This window comes from Streptomyces sp. G5(2025) (assembly GCF_049542075.1).
In the GTDB taxonomy this organism is placed as follows: Bacteria; Actinomycetota; Actinomycetes; order Streptomycetales; family Streptomycetaceae; genus Streptomyces.
Genome location: NZ_JBMUZT010000002.1, coordinates 1801140 through 1817501, shown reverse-complemented (window position 1 = coordinate 1817501; position 16362 = coordinate 1801140). Strand labels below are relative to the sequence as shown.

The following is a 16362-nucleotide window of genomic DNA, read 5'->3' as shown; positions in this document are numbered from 1 at the left end:
GGTGGCCGCGACCCCCGCGCCACCGGCGGCGCCTCCGAAGCCGACGTGGGACCCGAGAAAGGTCGAAGCGCCCTTCCCGTGGCTGCGCCCCACCATCCGCATACGGCTCACGCTGCTCTACGGCGGCATGTTCCTGATCGCGGGCATCCTGCTGCTGTCGATCATCTACCTGCTCGCCGCGCAGGCGCTGAACGTGGGCAGTGATCTGCCGTTCAGGGTCACGGGCAAGTCCTCGGTGAGCAGCGACAGCTGTGCCAACTTCCGGTTGCTCCCCGAGCGCCCTACGGAGACACAGCTCAACGCCGCGCTGAACGAGTGCGTCAACCAGATGCGCCAGAACGCCCTGGACAACCTCCTCAGCCGGTCACTTCTCGCCCTCCTCGGCCTCGCCGTCATCGCCTTCGCCTTCGGGTACGCGATGGCGGGCCGCGTGCTCTCGCCGCTGGGCCGCATCACCCGTACCGCCCGCAGGGTGGCCGGCACGGACCTGTCCCGGCGCATCGAGCTGGACGGCCCGGACGACGAGCTGAAGGAGCTGTCCGACACCTTCGACGAGATGCTGGACCGCCTGGAGCGGGCGTTCACCGCCCAGCAGCGGTTCGTGGGCAACGCCTCGCACGAGCTGCGCACGCCGCTGGCGATCAACCGCACGCTCCTGGAGGTGCACCTCTCCGACCCGGGGCGCCCCCCGAGCTCCACCAGCTCGGCAAGACGCTCCTGGCCACCAACGAACGCAGCGAGCAGCTCGTGGAGGGCCTGCTGCTGCTCGCCCGCAGCGACAACCAGATCGTCGAGCGCAAGCCCGTCGACCTGGCCGAGGTCGCCGACCGCGCTGTCGACCAGGTGCGCGGCGAGGCCGAGGCGAAGGGCGTGGAGATCCGCGGGGAGCGGGGCGCGGCCGTCGTACAGGGCAACGGAGTGCTCCTGGAGCGGATCGCTCTGAACCTCGTCCAGAACGCCGTCCGGTACAACGTGCCCGACGAGGGCTGGGTCGAGGTCACCACGGAGGCCCAGCACGGCCAGGCGGTCCTGGTGGTGTCGAACACGGGCCCGGTGGTGCCCGCGTACGAGATCGACAACCTCTTCGAGCCGTTCCGCAGGCTGCGGACGGAGCGGACGGGCAGCGACAAGGGCGTCGGGCTCGGCCTGTCGATCGCCCGGTCGGTGGCGAGGGCTCACGGGGGCCGTATCATCGCGGAGCCACGCGAGGGGGGTGGGCTCATGATGCGCGTCACACTTCCCCTTTGACGCGCTGCCTCGAACGCGGCGGCGTGTTCGCTTTGCGCGGAATTTTCGGGACTCGATCCCGGGAGAACCGTGTGCGATCGATCACAGTGGCGGATTTCTCGCCATCTACTCTCCGTGATCGTGAAAGTCGCCGGAAAGCCGGGAAAATCCGGGTTTTCGGGGGTCTTGATCACGGGAAGTACACGGGGTGGCGCCCGTGAGTGCGACATTCGGACCGTGTACGGTCCCGATCGCCATCCAAGCCGACCACCTCTTCAGGGGTGCGGTTGGGTGTCGATTGAGTAACAGACCTTGATGTGAGGCAAAATCTCCGCCTCGGGTCGGGCACAAGTCCGGCTCCTCACGCGTTACGTGCGCTGAGACACCGCAGACACCCAGAGGGGGAGAGCGACAATGGCAACGGACTACGACACCCCACGCAAGACCGACGATGATGTCAATGAGGACAGCATCGAGGAGCTGAAGGCGCGGCGGAACGACAAGTCGACCTCGTCAGTGGACGTCGACGAGTTCGAGGCCGCCGAAGGCCTTGAGCTGCCCGGCGCGGACCTGTCCAACGAGGAGCTCGCCGTCCGCGTGCTCCCGAAGCAGCAGGACGAGTTCACCTGCATGAGCTGCTTCCTGGTGCACCACCGCAGCCAGCTGGCCAAGGAGAAGAACGGCCAGCCGATCTGCCGCGACTGCGACTGAGGCGGGGTCGGCCATGACTGGCTCGACCCCGTCCAGGAAGCGCCGCTTCCGCAAGCGCGGAGCGGACGAAGCCGCCGCCTCGGGCGACGGCGTGCGTGACGACGAGCGGGGCTCTTCCCTCAACGGATCAGCCTCGCTCGAACCGGCGAACGCCGTCGAGGTGGCGCCGGACGAGACGGCGGCCGACAAGGCCTCCAGGACCACCCGGGCAGCCGGGTCCCGGAGCCGTGTCGCCGCTGTCGCGGACGGAGTGAGGGAAGGCGTGCGCAAGGGCGGGCGCGGCGCCAAGGCCGGCATCGGCTACCTCGCCGACCGGCTCATCGAGAACGCCCCGCGGATTCCGGTCCGCGATCTGGCGACCCTCCGCAAGCAGTTCCCGGGCCTCGGCCCCGAGCAGCTCGCGGACAAACTCGTCGCCGGCGCCGCCAACGCCTCGTCCACGGTGGGCGCGGGAGTGGGCGCCGCGGCGATGATGCCCGTACCACCGGCGATGCCCGCCGAACTCGCGGCCGAGATCACCGGCGTCGCGGCCGTGGAACTGAAGATGATCGCCGAACTGCACGAGGTCTACGGCCTGCGGCCCGACGGCAATCTCAAGGAGCGCAGCGCCGCGTATCTGACGTCGTGGACGCAGGAGCGCGGCGTCGACGTGACCAGGCCCACGACGCTGAACGCCGCCCTGGGCGGCCAGATGAAGCGGGAGCTGCGCCAGCAGATCATGAAGCGGATGGTCCGCAATCTGCCGAACCTCATGCCGTTCATGGTGGGCGCCGCGGTCGGGGCGGTGATGAACCGCCGGGACACGAAGAAGCTTGCCGAGAAGATCCGCGACGACCTGCGCAAGCGGCAGGTGCCGTGGAACGCGTTGCCGGAGCTGCCGCCGCTGGAGACGCCGGACGATCCTCTGCGGATTGCGGGGCGTCGTAAGGAGCTGGGGGGCTGACCTGTCGGCTTCACACTGCGGGGGCGCCTGACTTACGGGGCGCTCTGGCGCACCGTCTTCAGGGCTTCCGCCAAAGCCTCCGGGTGCCTTGTCGAGACGTACGCGTACGGCGTCGGGTCGTCCGGGTCCGTGATCGGTACGCGCAGGGCCGTGGGGATGTAGGCACGCAGCAGCATGTAGGCGCGCGGGTCGGCCTTGTAGGAGCGCCAGGCGCGGGTCTCCTCGCCGGTCAGGACCTCCGCCTCACCCAGGGCGGACACCGGGATCCTGGCGTCGCCGGCGACCAGCGAGCCGGCCACCACGCGGATCCGCACCGAGCCGTACGCGCTGGTGACGACCGCCGCCACCGCCGTACCGCCGACCAGGCCGCCGAGGAGCGGCAGCGTGCCGAACGGCAGCATGATCAGGGCCATCGCCACACCCACCAGGACCGAGGCGAACCACCACGAACGGGGTGCGGTCAGGCGTTCTTCGTAAGGCTGCATGGCACCAAGCTTGGCACGGTGGGCTGTGAGCACTGACGCGGAGGTAAGGTCAGCGCCTGTGAGTGGTACATCAGCAGCTCTGACGCCCCCGGCCGACGCCATAGCGCCCGTCCGTCACCCCGACGCGCCCGCCCCCGGCGAGCTGATCGGCGCCCACTACGAGCACTGCTTCGGTTGTGGCGAAGGCCAGGCGCACGGACTGCACCTCGCGGCACGCGCCGGTGAGGGCGTGACCGTCACCGCCGAGTTCACCGTGCGCGAGGCGCACCAGGGCGCCCCCGGCCTCGCCCACGGCGGTGTCCTTGCCACCGCGCTCGACGAGACGCTGGGCTCGCTGAACTGGCTGCTGCGGGTGATCGCCGTGACCGGCCGCCTGGAGACCGACTTCGTACGGCCGGTGCCGCTGGGCACCGTGCTGTTCCTGGAGGCCGAGGTCACCGCCGTCGCCGGACGGAAGATCTACTCCAGGGCCACGGGCCGGATCGGCGGCCCCGACGGGCCCGTCGCGGTCCGCGCCGACGCCCTCTTCATAGAGGTGAAGGTCGACCACTTCATCGACAACGGCCGCCCGGAGGAGATCCGGGCCGCCATGAACGACCCGGACCAGATCCGGCGTGCCCGCGCTTTCGAGGTGAACCCGTGACGTCCCGTACCCCTTCCGGCGAGCTGAACGTGCTGATCAGGCGTGTCGACCCCGAAGTGCCGCTGCCGGAGTACGCGCAGCCCGGTGACGCGGGCGCCGACCTGCGTACGACGGAGGCCCGCGAACTCGCGCCCGGCGAGCGGACCGTCCTGCCCACCGGGGTGTCCATCGCGCTCCCCGAGGGGTACGCGGCCTTCGTGCACCCCCGTTCCGGGCTCGCGGCCCGCTGCGGTGTCGCTCTGGTGAATGCCCCGGGGACGGTGGATGCCGGGTACCGTGGAGAGATCAAGGTGATCGTCGTGAATCTCGATCCGCACGAGTCCGTGCGGTTCGAGCGCTTCGACCGGATTGCCCAACTGGTCGTCCAGCAGGTCGAGAAGGTGCGCTTCCAGGAGGTGGCGGAGCTTCCCGTATCGGCGCGGGCCGAGGGGGGCTTCGGGTCCACCGGTGGCCATGCCGCCGTGGGCGTCGGCTCGGGCGTGAGCGCGGGCGAACAAACGGGTGGGAATCGATACGCATCGGTCGTATCAGACCGGGAAGGACAGTGACGTGTTCGGACGTCGCAAGAAGGACAGTGCCGCCGAGGACGCGGCGGGCGCGGACGAGCAGGTCGTCGACGGCGTGGCCAGTGATGAGTCCGCTGACTCCGCCGACGTCGCGCGCTCGCGCGTGAGGCTGGAGCCGGAGCCCCGTCCCGACGGCCCCTGGGACATCTCCGAGGTCCGCGAGCCGGGCGAGGGCCGGGTGGACCTCGGCGGGCTCTTCGTGCCGGGGGTCGAGGGCATGGAGCTGCGCGTGGAGGTCGCGGGCGACGCGATCGTCGCGGCCACCGTCGTGCTCCAGGACAGCGCCATCCAGCTCCAGGGCTTCGCCGCCCCCAAGAAGGAGGGCATCTGGGGCGAGGTCCGCGAGGAGATCGCCACCGGCATCACTCAGCAGGGCGGTGTCATCGACGAGGTCGAGGGCCCCCTCGGCTGGGAGCTGCGCGCACAGGTCCCCGTCCAGCTGCCGGACGGCACCGGCGGCGTGCAGGTCGTGCGCTTCATCGGCGTCGACGGGCCGCGCTGGTTCCTGCGCGGTGTGATCTCCGGCCAGGGCGCGGTGCAGCCGCAGGCCGCCGGGCTCCTCGAACAGATCTTCAGGGACACCGTCGTCGTACGCGGCGAGGGCCCGATGGCGCCGCGCGACCCGATCGTCCTGAAGCTGCCGGACGACGCGCAGATGGTCGCCGAGGGCAGCGTCCAGCAGGAGCAGCAGGAAGGCTCGCGCTTCTCGGGCGGCATGGGGCAGCTCCAGCGCGGCCCCGAGATCACCGAGGTCCGCTGACACCTCCGAGCGTGACAGCGTCGGCGCCCGGAGCGCCTGACGGCATCTCAACTGCCTTGTGGCCCGCGGTGGTTCCGGTTCGTCCGGACCATTGCGGGCCACATTCGCGTACGCCCATACTGTGCCGGTCACTCGGAGGGAAACCGGTGCGGTGAGTGGACGGCGGGTGCCCGCCGCGGTGCGGGGGAGTCGGCATCACGGGTTGGTCCTGGGGGCCGCCGGACTCGCCGTGCTGCTCGCGGCCACCGTCCTCGCCGCCCTCGCGGCGCTCTCCGAGAAGGCCGTCGAGGGCGGGGTGCAGCGGCGGCTCGCCGCGGACCGCGAGGCCGTCGTCGAGGTCGCGGGCCCGCATCGGGCCGACGGCATGCGGCAGTTGGACCGCGACGTCCGCGCCGCCCTCGGCCGCGCCTACGGCGAGGTGCCCCACCACACCTGGTCGGCGCTGCGGGCGCCCGCGGCCCGGGGCGACGAACTCGCCGTCACCGAAGCCGCGGGGCATCCGCGCCAGGACGCCACCCTCACCGTCGTCGTCCTGGAGGGCGCGGGGCGGCACGCCACGCTCCGGGCCGGGCACTGGCCGCGCCCCCGCGCCGGGCCCGTCGAGGTCGCGCTGACCGAGACCGCCGCCGCCGAACTCGCCGCGCGGCCCGGGGACGGCGTCACGGTACGGGGTGCGGACGAACGCCTGGTGCGCATGAGGATCGTCGGGCTGTACGCCGCCGAGGAGCGCTCGCCCGCCGTGTGGGCCTCGCTGAGCAGTAGGTTCGGGGCGCCCGACTCGGTCGCGGTCGCGGCGCGCGAGGCGTTCACGGGCAGCCGGGGGCTCGCCGGGGACGCGGCGGCGCTGTGGCTCGGGGTGCCCGACGCGGGCGGGCTGCGGCTCGGCGGCCTCGCGGACCACGCGAAGCAGCGGCCCGGCGAGCTCTCCGGAGGACAGCGGCAGCGCGTGGCCATCGCCCGCGCCCTGGCGAACAAGCCCTCCCTGCTGACCGCCGACGAACCCACCGGGCAGCTGGACGCGGAGACCGGGGTCGCCGTGATGGAGCTGCTGCGCGCGGTCGTCCGCAGCGAGGGCGTCACCGCCCTGGTCGCCACGCATGACGCGGCGCTGCTCGACCTCGCCGACCGGGTCCTTGAGCTGCGCGACGGGGAGATCGTCGAGCACTGACCACCCCCACGGGCGTATCAGGGTTGTGTCAAGGACGGCCGCCCCGCACCCCCTCGCCCGTAATGCCGGATTTGCTGGCCGTAAGGTCGGACGCGCGTACGCAGGTAGACGCTGCGTACACAGTTGTTCGAGGAAGACAATGAGGCCATGGCACGCGGCAAGCTTCGTATCTATCTGGGCGCGGCACCGGGCGTCGGCAAGACGTACGCGATGCTCTCCGAGGCGCACCGGCGCGTCGAGCGCGGCACCGACTGCGTGGTCGGCTTCGTGGAGCACCACGACAGGCCGCGCACCGAGGTGATGCTGCACGGCCTCGAACAGGTGCCCCGCAAGGACCTGGAGTACCGCGGCACGGCCTTCACCGAGATGGACGTCGACGCGGTCCTGGGGCGCGCCCCCGCCGTCGCCCTCGTCGACGAACTCGCCCACACCAACGTCCCCGGCTCGCGCAACGCCAAGCGCTGGCAGGACGTCGAGGAACTCCTCGCTGCGGGCATCGACGTCGTCTCCACGGTCAACATCCAGCACCTGGAGTCCCTCGGTGACGTCGTCGAGTCGATCACCGGCGTACGCCAGCGCGAGACCGTCCCGGACGAGGTGGTGCGCCGCGCGGACCAGATCGAACTGGTCGACATGTCGCCCCAGGCGCTGCGCCGCCGCATGGCCCACGGCAACATCTACAAGCCCGACCGTATCGACGCCTCCCTTTCCAACTACTTCCGGCCCGGCAACCTCACCGCCCTGCGCGAACTGGCCCTCCTGTGGGTCGCCGACCGCGTCGACGAGTACCTCCAGCAGTACCGGGGCGAGCACAACATCCGCTCCACCTGGCAGGCCCGCGAACGCATCGTCGTCGGCCTGACCGGCGGGCCCGAGGGCCGTACGCTCATCAGACGCGCCTCCCGGATGGCCGCCAAGGGCTCCGGCAGTGAGATCCTCGCCGTCTACATAGCGCGCAGCGACGGCCTGACCGCCGCGTCCCCCAAGGAACTGGCCGTCCAGCGCACCCTGGTGGAAGACCTCGGCGGAACGTTCCACCACGTCATCGGCGACGACATACCGGCCGCCCTGCTCGACTTCGCCCGCGGCGTCAACGCCACCCAGATCGTCCTCGGCTCCTCGCGCCGTAAGACGTGGCAGTACGTCTTCGGGCCCGGTGTGGGCGCGACCGTCGCCCGCGAGTCAGGGCCCGACCTGGACGTGCACATCGTCACGCACGGCGAGGTCGCCAAGGGACGCGGCCTGCCCGTCGCCCGCGGCGCGCGCCTCGGCCGCTCCCGGATCATCTGGGGCTGGCTCGTGGGCGTCGCAGGGCCCGCGCTCCTGACGCTGCTGCTCACCCACGTCGACGCCGACCTCGGCCTCGCCAACGACATGCTGCTGTTCCTGACGCTGACGGTGGCCGCCGCACTCCTCGGCGGTCTCCTGCCGGCCCTCGCGTCGGCCGCTGTCGGCTCGCTGCTCCTCAACTACTACTTCACGCCACCGCTGCACCTGTGGACGGTCTCCAACAACAAGAACATCGTCGCCATCGCCGTCTTCGTGGGCGTCGCCGTGTCGGTGGCCTCCGTGGTGGACCTCGCCGCCCGGCGCACCCACCAGGCCGCCCGGCTGCGCGCCGAGTCGGAGATACTCTCCTTCCTCGCCGGCAGCGTCCTGCGCGGCGAGACCAGCCTGGACGCCCTCCTGGAGCGGGTCCGCGAGACCTTCGCCATGGAGTCCGTGGCGCTCCTGGAGCGGGCGGGCGACAACGAACCCTGGACCTGCGCGGGCGGCGTCGGCGACGGCCGCGCGCCGGGCCGCCCCGAGGACGCCGACGTCGACATGCCGGTCGGCGACCACATGGCGCTCGCCCTGTCCGGCCGCGTCCTGCCCGCCGCCGACCGCCGCGTCCTGGCCGCGTTCGCCGCGCAGGCCGCCGTCGTCCTGGACCGCCAGCGCCTCAAGTCCGAGGCCGACCAGGCCCGCACCCTCGCCGAGGGCAACCGCATCCGCACCGCGCTGCTCGCCGCCGTCAGCCATGACCTGCGTACGCCACTGGCGGGTATCAAGGCGGCCGTGTCCTCGCTGCGGTCCGACGACGTCGAGTGGTCCGAGGAGGACGAGGCCGAGCTCCTCGCGGGCATCGAGGACGGCGCCGACCGCCTCGAACACCTCGTGGGCAACCTCCTCGACATGTCCCGGCTCCAGACCGGCACCGTCACCCCGCTGATCCGCGAGATCGACCTCGACGAGGTCGTGCCCATGGCGCTCGGCGGCGTCCCCGACGGCAGCGCGGAACTGGACATCCCCGAGACGCTGCCGATGGTCGCCGTCGACAAGGGCCTGCTGGAGCGGGCGGTCGCGAACATCGTGGAGAACGCCGTGAAGTACGCCCCCGAGGGCGAGCCCGTCAAGGTCTCCGCCAGCGCCCTCGGCGAGCGCGTCGAGCTGCGCGTCGTGGACCGGGGGCCCGGCGTCCCCGATGCCGCCAAGGACCGCATCTTCGCGCCCTTCCAGCGTTACGGTGACGCTCCGCGCGGCGCGGGCGTGGGTCTCGGCCTCGCCGTCGCCCGCGGCTTCGTGGAGGCCATGGGCGGCACCCTCGCCGCCGAGGACACCCCCGGCGGCGGCCTCACCATGGTCCTCACCCTGCGGGCGGTGACCGAGCGGCCACCGGACCGCCCCGAACTGTCCGACGTTCCCGCCCAGGTCACCCGGTGACACCAGTGACCCCGAACCAGAACCCAGAAAGGCAGGCCGGCATGACCCGGGTGCTCGTGGTCGACGACGAGCCGCAGATCGTACGCGCCCTCGTGATCAACCTGAAGGCGCGCAAGTACGAGGTGGACGCGGCACCCGACGGCGCCACGGCGCTGCAACTGGCCGCCGCCCGCCACCCCGACGTGATCGTGCTCGACCTCGGGCTGCCCGACATGGACGGTGTGGAGGTCATCCGGGGCCTGCGCGGCTGGACGCGCGTCCCGATCCTGGTGCTGTCCGCCCGGCACAGCTCGGACGAGAAGGTCGAGGCCCTCGACGCGGGCGCCGACGACTACGTCACCAAGCCCTTCGGCATGGACGAGCTCCTGGCCCGCCTGCGCGCCGCCGTCCGCAGGGCCGAGCCCACCGGCGCGGGCGAGGACGACATCATGGTCGACACCGAGGACTTCTCCGTCGACCTGGCCGCCAAGAAGGTCAACCGCGGCGGCCGCGACGTACGCCTGACGCCGACCGAGTGGCATCTCCTGGAGGTCCTGGTGCGCAACACCGGCCGCCTGGTCAGCCAGAAGCAGCTGCTCCAAGAGGTATGGGGCCCCTCCTACGGCACGGAGACCAACTACCTGCGCGTCTACATGGCGCAGCTGCGCCGCAAGCTGGAGGCGGACCCGGCCCACCCACGGCACTTCATCACGGAGCCGGGGATGGGATACCGCTTCGAGCGGTGAACGCCGCGTCCGGCTCGGCGCGTCAGGCCCGCCGTGAGCGGGCATAAGCACAGATGAGCGCACCGCATTCCAGTGTGTCGGCACCCCCCGGTAGGCTTCTTGTATGAGTGCTGTTCCTGGTTCCGAAAAGCCGGCAGGCCGTTTCCGGCGCATGCTCGACCGGCTGTCCTCCTCCCAGGAGGATCTGGAGTCGGAGGAGCTGCGTGAGGACTCCGAGACCGCGGGCTGCGTCCCCATCGGCGACTGTCAAGACCGCCAGATAGTCAGCGTTACTGGTACCTTGCGCACGGTCACCCTGCGACCACGCGCCGGGGTCCCCGCGCTGGAGGCCGAGCTGTTCGACGGCTCCGCGGCGCTGGACGTGGTGTGGCTCGGCAGGCGCTCCATCGTCGGGATAGAGCCGGGGCGCAAGCTGATCGCATCGGGCCGGATCTCGATGAGCCGCGGCCGCCGGGTGCTCTTCAACCCCAAATACGAACTCAGACCGCTCGGACGGGAGTAGCCGGTGACGTCCCTCGACAAGCCGACGGACCAGGGGAACGCGGATCAGGAAACCGCATCCGATTCCAGGGCCGTGACCGAAGCAGCCCTCTTCGAGGCCTTCGGCGGCGTGCGGGGCATGGTGGAGACGGTCGTTCCCGGCCTGCTCTTCGTGACCATCTTCACGGTCAACAAGGACCTGCACATGGCGGCCATCGCGGCCCTCGCGGTCTCCTTGGTGCTCGTGGTGGTCCGCCTGGTCATGAAGGACACCGTCAAGCACGCCTTCAGCGGCGTCTTCGGGGTCGCCTTCGGCGTGGTCTTCGCGATGATGACCGGCAACGCCAAGGACTTCTACCTGCCCGGCATGCTCTACACCCTGGGCCTCGCCCTGGCCTACATCATCACGACCCTCGCGGGCGTCCCCCTGATCGGCCTCATCCTCGGCCCGGTCTTCAAGGAGAACCTCTCCTGGCGCACCCGCAACCCCGGCCGCAAGAAGGCCTACGCGAAGGCCAGCTGGGCCTGGGGCCTGATCCTGCTCGCCAAGTGCGCGGTCCTCTTCCCGCTGTACTGGTGGGCGGACACCACGCAGTTCGGCTGGGTCCTGGTCGCCCTGAAGATCCCGCCGTTCCTGCTCGCCGTCTACCTCACCTGGGTCTTCCTGGCGAAGGCCCCGCCGCCGATCGACGTCTTCGCGGAGATGGAAGCGGCGGAGAAGGCGGAGAAGGCGGAGGGGGCGGAGAAGGCGGAGGAGGAGCGCAAGGCCGAGGCACGGGGCCAGGGCATCTAGCGGGCATCTGGAGAGCACCCCGAAGGGGCGCGGGGAACTGCGCGCCCAGCCCGAAGGACCCGCGGGGTCTCACGCTCTCGACGGCGTCGCGCTTTCGAAACGATGGGGGCGCCCGGAATCCTCCGGGCGCCCCCATCGACGTACCGCCTGCCGGGGCGGCTAGCCCACCGCGTCCCCCCGGCGCACCGAGAGCAGGTCCTCCAGCTGCTCCTCCCGGGCCTGCGCGGCCACGAAGAGCAGCTCGTCACCGGCCTCCAGGGAGTCGTCCGGCGTCGGTGCCAGAACGCGCGTGCCGCGGATGATCGTCACCAGCGACGTGTCCTCGGGCCACTGCACGTCGCCGACGCGCGTGCCCGCGAGGGCCGACTCGGGCGGCAGCGTCAGCTCGACGAGGTTCGCGTCGCCGTGGCTGAAGCGCAGCAATCGCACGAGGTCGCCGACGCTCACCGCCTCTTCGACGAGGGCAGACATGAGGCGCGGCGTGGAGACCGCGACGTCGACGCCCCAGGACTCGTTGAAGAGCCACTCGTTCTTGGGGTTGTTCACACGGGCGACGACGCGCGGAACGCCATACTCCGTCTTGGCGAGCAGGGAGACGACGAGGTTGACCTTGTCGTCGCCGGTCGCGGCGATCACGACGTTGCAGCGCTGGAGCGCGGCCTCGTCGAGGGAGGTGATCTCGCAGGCGTCGGCGAGCAGCCACTCCGCCTGCGGGACGCGCTCGACGGAGATGGCCGTCGGCGCCTTGTCGACGAGAAGAATCTCGTGGCCGTTCTCCAGGAGCTCACCGGCGATGGAGCGACCCACCGCACCGGCTCCGGCAATGGCGACCCTCATCAGTGACCGCCCTCCTCGGGGCCTTCGGCGAACGCCGCTTCGACCTTGTCGACCTGATCGGTGCGCATCATCACGTGCACCAGGTCGCCCTCCTGGAGAACCGTCTGCGAGGTCGGCAGGACCGCCTCACCCAGCCGGGTGAGGAAGGCGACGCGCACGCCGGTCTCCTCCTGGAGCTGGCTGATCTTGTGCCCGATCCAGGCCTCGGACGCGTGCACCTCGGCGAGCTGCACACCACCAGTGGGGTCGCGCCACAGCGGCTCGGCTCCCGAGGGGAGCAGGCGGCGCAGCATCTGGTCGGCGGTCCAGCGGACCGTGGCGACCGTGGGGATGCCGAGGCGCTGGTAGACCTCGGCGCGGCGCGGGTCGTAGATGCGGGCCGCGACGTTCTCGATGCCGAACATCTCGCGGGCGACCCGGGCGGCGATGATGTTCGAGTTGTCGCCGCTGCTGACGGCGGCGAAGGCGCCCGCCTCCTCGATGCCGGCCTCGCGCAGGGTGTCCTGGTCGAAGCCGACGCCGGTGACGCGGCGGCCGCCGAACCCGGAGCCCAGGCGGCGGAAGGCCGTGGGGTCCTGGTCGACCACGGCGACCGTGTGCCCCTGTTGTTCCAGGGTCTGCGCGAGAGCGGAACCGACTCTCCCGCAGCCCATGATGACGATGTGCACGACCGTCCTTCCGGCTGTGTCAATACTCTGTGCTCAGGCTGAACGGTAAAAGCGTCTCAGACCGGAGCCCAAGCTACACACGCGCGGTCCGCGGGGGGCACCCCCGTGCGCCCCCGTGCACCCGCGGGGCGGGCGGCCCGCGGGCTCAGTCCACGCTGCGCAGCAGGCCCTCGACGGTCTGCAGCCGGTGGCCGAGCTCCACGAGCTGGAGCCGGGTCGCCTCCTGCTCCGACCTGGCGCGTTCGACGGCCTCGCGGTACTCCTGCATGGCCTGCGCGTACTGCCGGTCACGCTCGCGGTTGCGCTGCGACTGGAAGTAGGCGACGGCGACGACCGCGCCGGCGAGTATCAGGAAAAATGCGACCGGGATGATCACGTCGTCCACTAGGGCGTCCCTTTGTCCGATTGCTGTCCGTCGTCGCCCGTCCGGCCCTGCCGGACGGCCGCGGAGATCGTATCCACGTTCAACCGCACGTCGAACGGCGCCAGTTCGAAGTACTTGAGCGCCTTGCCGTCGTCGGAGAGTTCCAGGCGGCCGACGACGAGGCCTGCCTTCTCCATGCGTTCGAGGTGCATGTAGAGCAGGGGGCGGGACACCCCGAGCCGCCGGGCCAGTTCGCTGACGTACAGCTGGCCGGACGCGAGCTCGCTGATGATCCGGATGCGCTGCGCGTGGCCGACCGCCGCGAGAAAAGCCAGTAGCTCCTCGCTGTCCATGGCCCGCCTTCGCCTGTCATCGCGCCCGTACTCGTATCGGTACTCGTATCGGTACTCGTACCCGTCAGCCAAGGCTTACGTATGGCAGGTTCCGCTGTCAATCCGCCTCTGATTCCCAACAGGCGCGTGATCGCGCCTCGATATGACAGTTGACGGCTCATTCCTTCACCTGTCAGTCTCCACTTACATGTGGAGGCTTGAAGTGCGACGAAGTGATGGAACGGGGATGGGAATGAGGAAACGGTCGGTCACGGTGCGCGTGGCCCGGTGGAGCGCACTGCACCCATGGCGCGCGATCATCGGGTGGCTGGTGTTCGTGGCGCTGTGCCTGGGCGCCGGGATCGCCGCCGGGATGAACAGCGCCACCTCGGAGGAGTTCCGCGTCGGCGAGGCCGGCCGGGCCGAGGCGTTGGCCGCCGAGGGCGGCGTCCAGCTCAGGCCCACGGAACAGGTGCTGATCCGGGCCGCGTCGGGCCCGCTGGACAAGGCGGCCGCCGATGCCGCCGTCAAGGACATCACCGCCCGGATGAAGGCCCTGCCCGAGGTCGCCTCGGTGGCGGAACCGGTGCGCTCGGCGGACGGGCGCGTCCTGCGGGTCCAGGTGGAGCTCAACGGCTCCGAACAGGAGGACCAGAAGCACGTCCCACCGCTCCAGGCCCAGACCGAGGCAGTCGCCAAGGCCCATCCGGACCTGGTCATCGAGGAGACCGGCGACGCCTCCGTGAGCAAGGGCGTCAGCGATCAGCGCAGCAAGGACCTCGCGTTCTCCGAGGCGATCACGCTGCCCATCACGCTGATCACGCTGGCGGTGGTCTTCGGCTCGGTCGTCATGGTCGGCGTGCCGCTGCTGCTCGCCATCACGTCGATCATGGCGACCATGGGCCTGGCGATGGTCGCCTCGCACCTGCTGCCCGACACCGGCGTCGGGATGAGCATGATCCTGCTCATCGGCATGGCCGTCGGCGTCGACTACACGCTCTTCTACCTCAAGCGCGAGCGTGAGGAGCGGGCCAGAGCGGGCGGCCGCCTCACCTCCGAGGCGCTCGTCGAGGCCGCCGCCGCGACGGCCGGCCGGGCCATCGTGGTCTCCGGACTCGCCGTGATCGTCTCCACCACGGCGCTCTTCCTGGCCCGCGACGTCATCTTCGACTCGCTCGCCACCGGCACCATCCTGGTCGTCACCGTCGCCGTGGTCAGCTCCGTCACGGTCCTGCCCGCGCTGCTGGTCAAGCTCGGCCGCCGTACGGAGCGCCGTACGGAGCGCCGTACCGAGCGCCGTACCGAGCGCCGCGCTGCCAAGCGCCTCGCCGGGGGTAAGCCCGTGCGGGCGTACGGCGAGAAGGAGCCCGGCCGCGCCTGGCACGCCCTGCTCACGCCCGCCCGCAACCACCCCGCGCTCACCCTCGGCCTGTCGGTCCTCGTCATGCTGGGGCTCGCGCTGCCCGCGTTGAACATGAACCTCAAGAATCCGGCGCGGGACAGCTTCTCCCGCGAGATCCCGGCGATGAAGGGGTACGACAGGCTGCTCGCGGCCTTCCCGGAGCTACGCGTGCGGCACCTGGTCGTGGTGCGGGCCAAGGCCTCGCAGTCGGCTGAGGTGCGGCGGGCCCTGCGGGAGCTGAACCGCGAGGCGTATGCGGACCCGCTCTTCGCTGACCGGTCGGGTGGGGCGGTTGTCGGCTCCCGCCCCTCCGAGGAGCGGACGTTTCAGGAGCGGACGTCTGAGGACCGGACGTCTGAGGACCGGACACCTGAGGACCGGACATCTGAGGAGCGAAAGGCCACAGCTCTGCCTGCCCGCTCCTCTGAGGACCGGACGTCGCAGGGCCAGGAGAGCACGGCTCTGCTTGGCCGCTCGTCTGAGGACCGGACCTCCGGGGACCCGACGACCACAACTCTGCCCACCCGCTCCTCCGAGGACCGCTCCTCCGAGGACCGCTCCTCCGAGGACCGCTCGTCCGAGAACCGCACCTCCGAGAACCAGAGGCCCACACCCCCCCACCCCCTCATCCGCTCCTCTGAGGACCGCAGGACCACAACACTGGAGCTCAACACCCGCCACGCGACGTACTCGAAGCAGGCCGAGGCCTCACTGGACCACGTACGCCACCGCCACATCCCCGCCGCCATCGGCAAACTCCCCGGCGTGGAGACGGCCGTCACCGGCGAGGTGGCGCGCGGTATGGACTACGTGCGGCACCAGAACGAGAAGCTGCCGCTCGTCCTCGGCTTCCTGCTGCTCATGACCTTCGCCATGACGGTCTACGCGTTCCGCTCGGTGGTCCTCGGACTCCTCGGCGTCGGGCTCAACCTGCTCTCCGCCGCCTCCGCGCTCGGACTGCTCGTCCTCGTCTTCCAGGGCCGCTGGGCGGAGGACCTGCTCTCCTTCGTCTCGCTCGACGGCATCTCCTCGCGCGTTCCGCTCTTCCTCTTCGTGATCCTCTTCGGGCTCTCGATGGACTACCAGGTCTTCGTCGTCAGCCGAATGCGCGAGGCGGCGCTGAACGGCGTGCCCACGCGGCAGGCGGTGCTCGACGGCATCGCCTCCTCCGCGAAGGTGGTCACCAGCGCGGCCCTCGTCATGGTCACCGTCTTCGCGAGCTTCGTGATGCTGCACATCCTGGAGATGAAGCAGATGGGCTTCGTCCTCGCGGCGGCCGTCCTGCTCGACGCGTTCGTGATTCGCGTCATGATCCTCCCGGCGGCGCTGCTCCTCCTCGGCCGCGCCACCTGGTGGCCGTCCGGCGCGATCCGCCGCGCGCAGGAGCAGCCGACTTCCCGTCGCGAGGGGCCTGGCGGGGACTTCTCGGCCGACGCCGCGAGGACGTACCCCGAAGGGAGTTTTGAGCAGCGCTCTAAATACGGCAGCTTCCCACACACCCGATAACGGGAGCAGATGGGGGTGGTGGGTGGGCGGGCGCTCGATCGAACGCTTA

Annotated in this window: 15 protein-coding genes and 2 pseudogenes; 12 read left to right on the top strand and 5 right to left on the bottom strand. The window is 70.7% G+C overall.

Annotated features, from left to right (window positions below):
• Window position 1 precedes the first annotated feature (1 nt).
• The 3 genes and pseudogenes from ACOBQB_RS08245 to ACOBQB_RS08235 all read left to right on the top strand — a co-directional run bounded on the left by ACOBQB_RS08245 (window position 2) and on the right by ACOBQB_RS08235 (window position 2881).
• Window positions 2-1248 (top strand): annotated as a pseudogene (locus tag ACOBQB_RS08245) (sensor histidine kinase).
• Between the two features lie 393 nt (window positions 1249-1641).
• Entirely contained in the window at window positions 1642-1938 is a 297-nt protein-coding gene (locus ACOBQB_RS08240; protein ID WP_423589991.1) for a DUF4193 domain-containing protein, read from the top strand.
• Between the two features lie 13 nt (window positions 1939-1951).
• Window positions 1952-2881 carry a hypothetical protein gene (locus ACOBQB_RS08235; RefSeq protein ID WP_423589989.1) on the top strand — a complete coding sequence of 310 codons (930 nt, stop codon included), beginning with the start codon at window positions 1952-1954 and terminating at the stop codon, window positions 2879-2881.
• Window positions 2882-2913: 32 nt separating this feature from the next.
• On the opposite strand, the gene ACOBQB_RS08230 is transcribed toward ACOBQB_RS08235, so the two are convergent.
• Entirely contained in the window at window positions 2914-3366 is a 453-nt protein-coding gene (locus ACOBQB_RS08230) for a DUF3093 domain-containing protein (RefSeq protein WP_423589987.1), read from the bottom strand.
• 58 nt (window positions 3367-3424) lie between these two features.
• On the opposite strand from ACOBQB_RS08230, the gene ACOBQB_RS08225 reads away from it, so the two are divergent.
• The 8 genes and pseudogenes from ACOBQB_RS08225 to ACOBQB_RS08190 all read left to right on the top strand — a co-directional run bounded on the left by ACOBQB_RS08225 (window position 3425) and on the right by ACOBQB_RS08190 (window position 11204).
• Window positions 3425-4009: a PaaI family thioesterase gene (locus tag ACOBQB_RS08225; RefSeq protein ID WP_205035428.1), complete on the top strand. Its 585-nt coding sequence runs from the start codon at window positions 3425-3427 to the stop codon at window positions 4007-4009.
• Between the two features lie 23 nt (window positions 4010-4032).
• Entirely contained in the window at window positions 4033-4557 is a 525-nt protein-coding gene (dut, locus tag ACOBQB_RS08220; protein WP_423590481.1) for a dUTP diphosphatase, read from the top strand.
• A gap of 1 nt (window position 4558) precedes the next feature.
• Window positions 4559-5335 carry a DUF3710 domain-containing protein gene (locus ACOBQB_RS08215; RefSeq protein ID WP_423589985.1) on the top strand — a complete coding sequence of 259 codons (777 nt, stop codon included), beginning with the start codon at window positions 4559-4561 and terminating at the stop codon, window positions 5333-5335.
• A gap of 874 nt (window positions 5336-6209) precedes the next feature.
• Window positions 6210-6503 (top strand): annotated as a pseudogene (locus ACOBQB_RS08210) (ATP-binding cassette domain-containing protein); the annotation flags it as partial.
• A 147-nt stretch (window positions 6504-6650) separates the two neighbouring features.
• Window positions 6651-9206: an ATP-binding protein gene (locus ACOBQB_RS08205; RefSeq protein WP_423589983.1), complete on the top strand. Its 2556-nt coding sequence runs from the start codon at window positions 6651-6653 to the stop codon at window positions 9204-9206.
• Between the two features lie 41 nt (window positions 9207-9247).
• Entirely contained in the window at window positions 9248-9931 is a 684-nt protein-coding gene (locus ACOBQB_RS08200) for a response regulator (RefSeq protein ID WP_030778727.1), read from the top strand.
• Window positions 9932-10034: 103 nt separating this feature from the next.
• Window positions 10035-10433: an OB-fold nucleic acid binding domain-containing protein gene (locus ACOBQB_RS08195; protein ID WP_423589981.1), complete on the top strand. Its 399-nt coding sequence runs from the start codon at window positions 10035-10037 to the stop codon at window positions 10431-10433.
• 3 nt (window positions 10434-10436) lie between these two features.
• Window positions 10437-11204, top strand: coding sequence for a DUF3159 domain-containing protein (locus tag ACOBQB_RS08190; protein WP_423589979.1), 768 nt, complete (start codon window positions 10437-10439; stop codon window positions 11202-11204).
• Between the two features lie 159 nt (window positions 11205-11363).
• Here ACOBQB_RS08190 and ACOBQB_RS08185 read toward each other — a convergent pair whose 3' ends face one another.
• The 4 genes from ACOBQB_RS08185 to ACOBQB_RS08170 all read right to left on the bottom strand — a co-directional run bounded on the left by ACOBQB_RS08185 (window position 11364) and on the right by ACOBQB_RS08170 (window position 13426).
• The gene (locus ACOBQB_RS08185; protein WP_423589977.1) at window positions 11364-12041 is read right to left on the bottom strand and encodes a potassium channel family protein; all 678 of its coding nucleotides are present in this window, start codon (window positions 12039-12041) and stop codon (window positions 11364-11366) included.
• Window positions 12041-12709 (bottom strand): potassium channel family protein, encoded by a 669-nt coding sequence (locus ACOBQB_RS08180; RefSeq protein ID WP_423589976.1) that lies wholly within the window; start codon window positions 12707-12709, stop codon window positions 12041-12043. Before ACOBQB_RS08180 ends, ACOBQB_RS08185 begins: the two co-directional genes overlap by 1 nt.
• 145 nt (window positions 12710-12854) lie before the next feature.
• Window positions 12855-13094, bottom strand: a complete 240-nt coding sequence (locus ACOBQB_RS08175; protein ID WP_230903169.1) for a hypothetical protein — start codon at window positions 13092-13094, stop codon at window positions 12855-12857.
• Window positions 13094-13426: an ArsR/SmtB family transcription factor gene (locus tag ACOBQB_RS08170; RefSeq protein ID WP_423589975.1), complete on the bottom strand. Its 333-nt coding sequence runs from the start codon at window positions 13424-13426 to the stop codon at window positions 13094-13096. Before ACOBQB_RS08170 ends, ACOBQB_RS08175 begins: the two co-directional genes overlap by 1 nt.
• 232 nt (window positions 13427-13658) lie before the next feature.
• On the opposite strand from ACOBQB_RS08170, the gene ACOBQB_RS08165 reads away from it, so the two are divergent.
• Window positions 13659-16313 (top strand): MMPL family transporter, encoded by a 2655-nt coding sequence (locus tag ACOBQB_RS08165; protein WP_423589973.1) that lies wholly within the window; start codon window positions 13659-13661, stop codon window positions 16311-16313.
• Window positions 16314-16362: the final 49 nt, after the last annotated feature.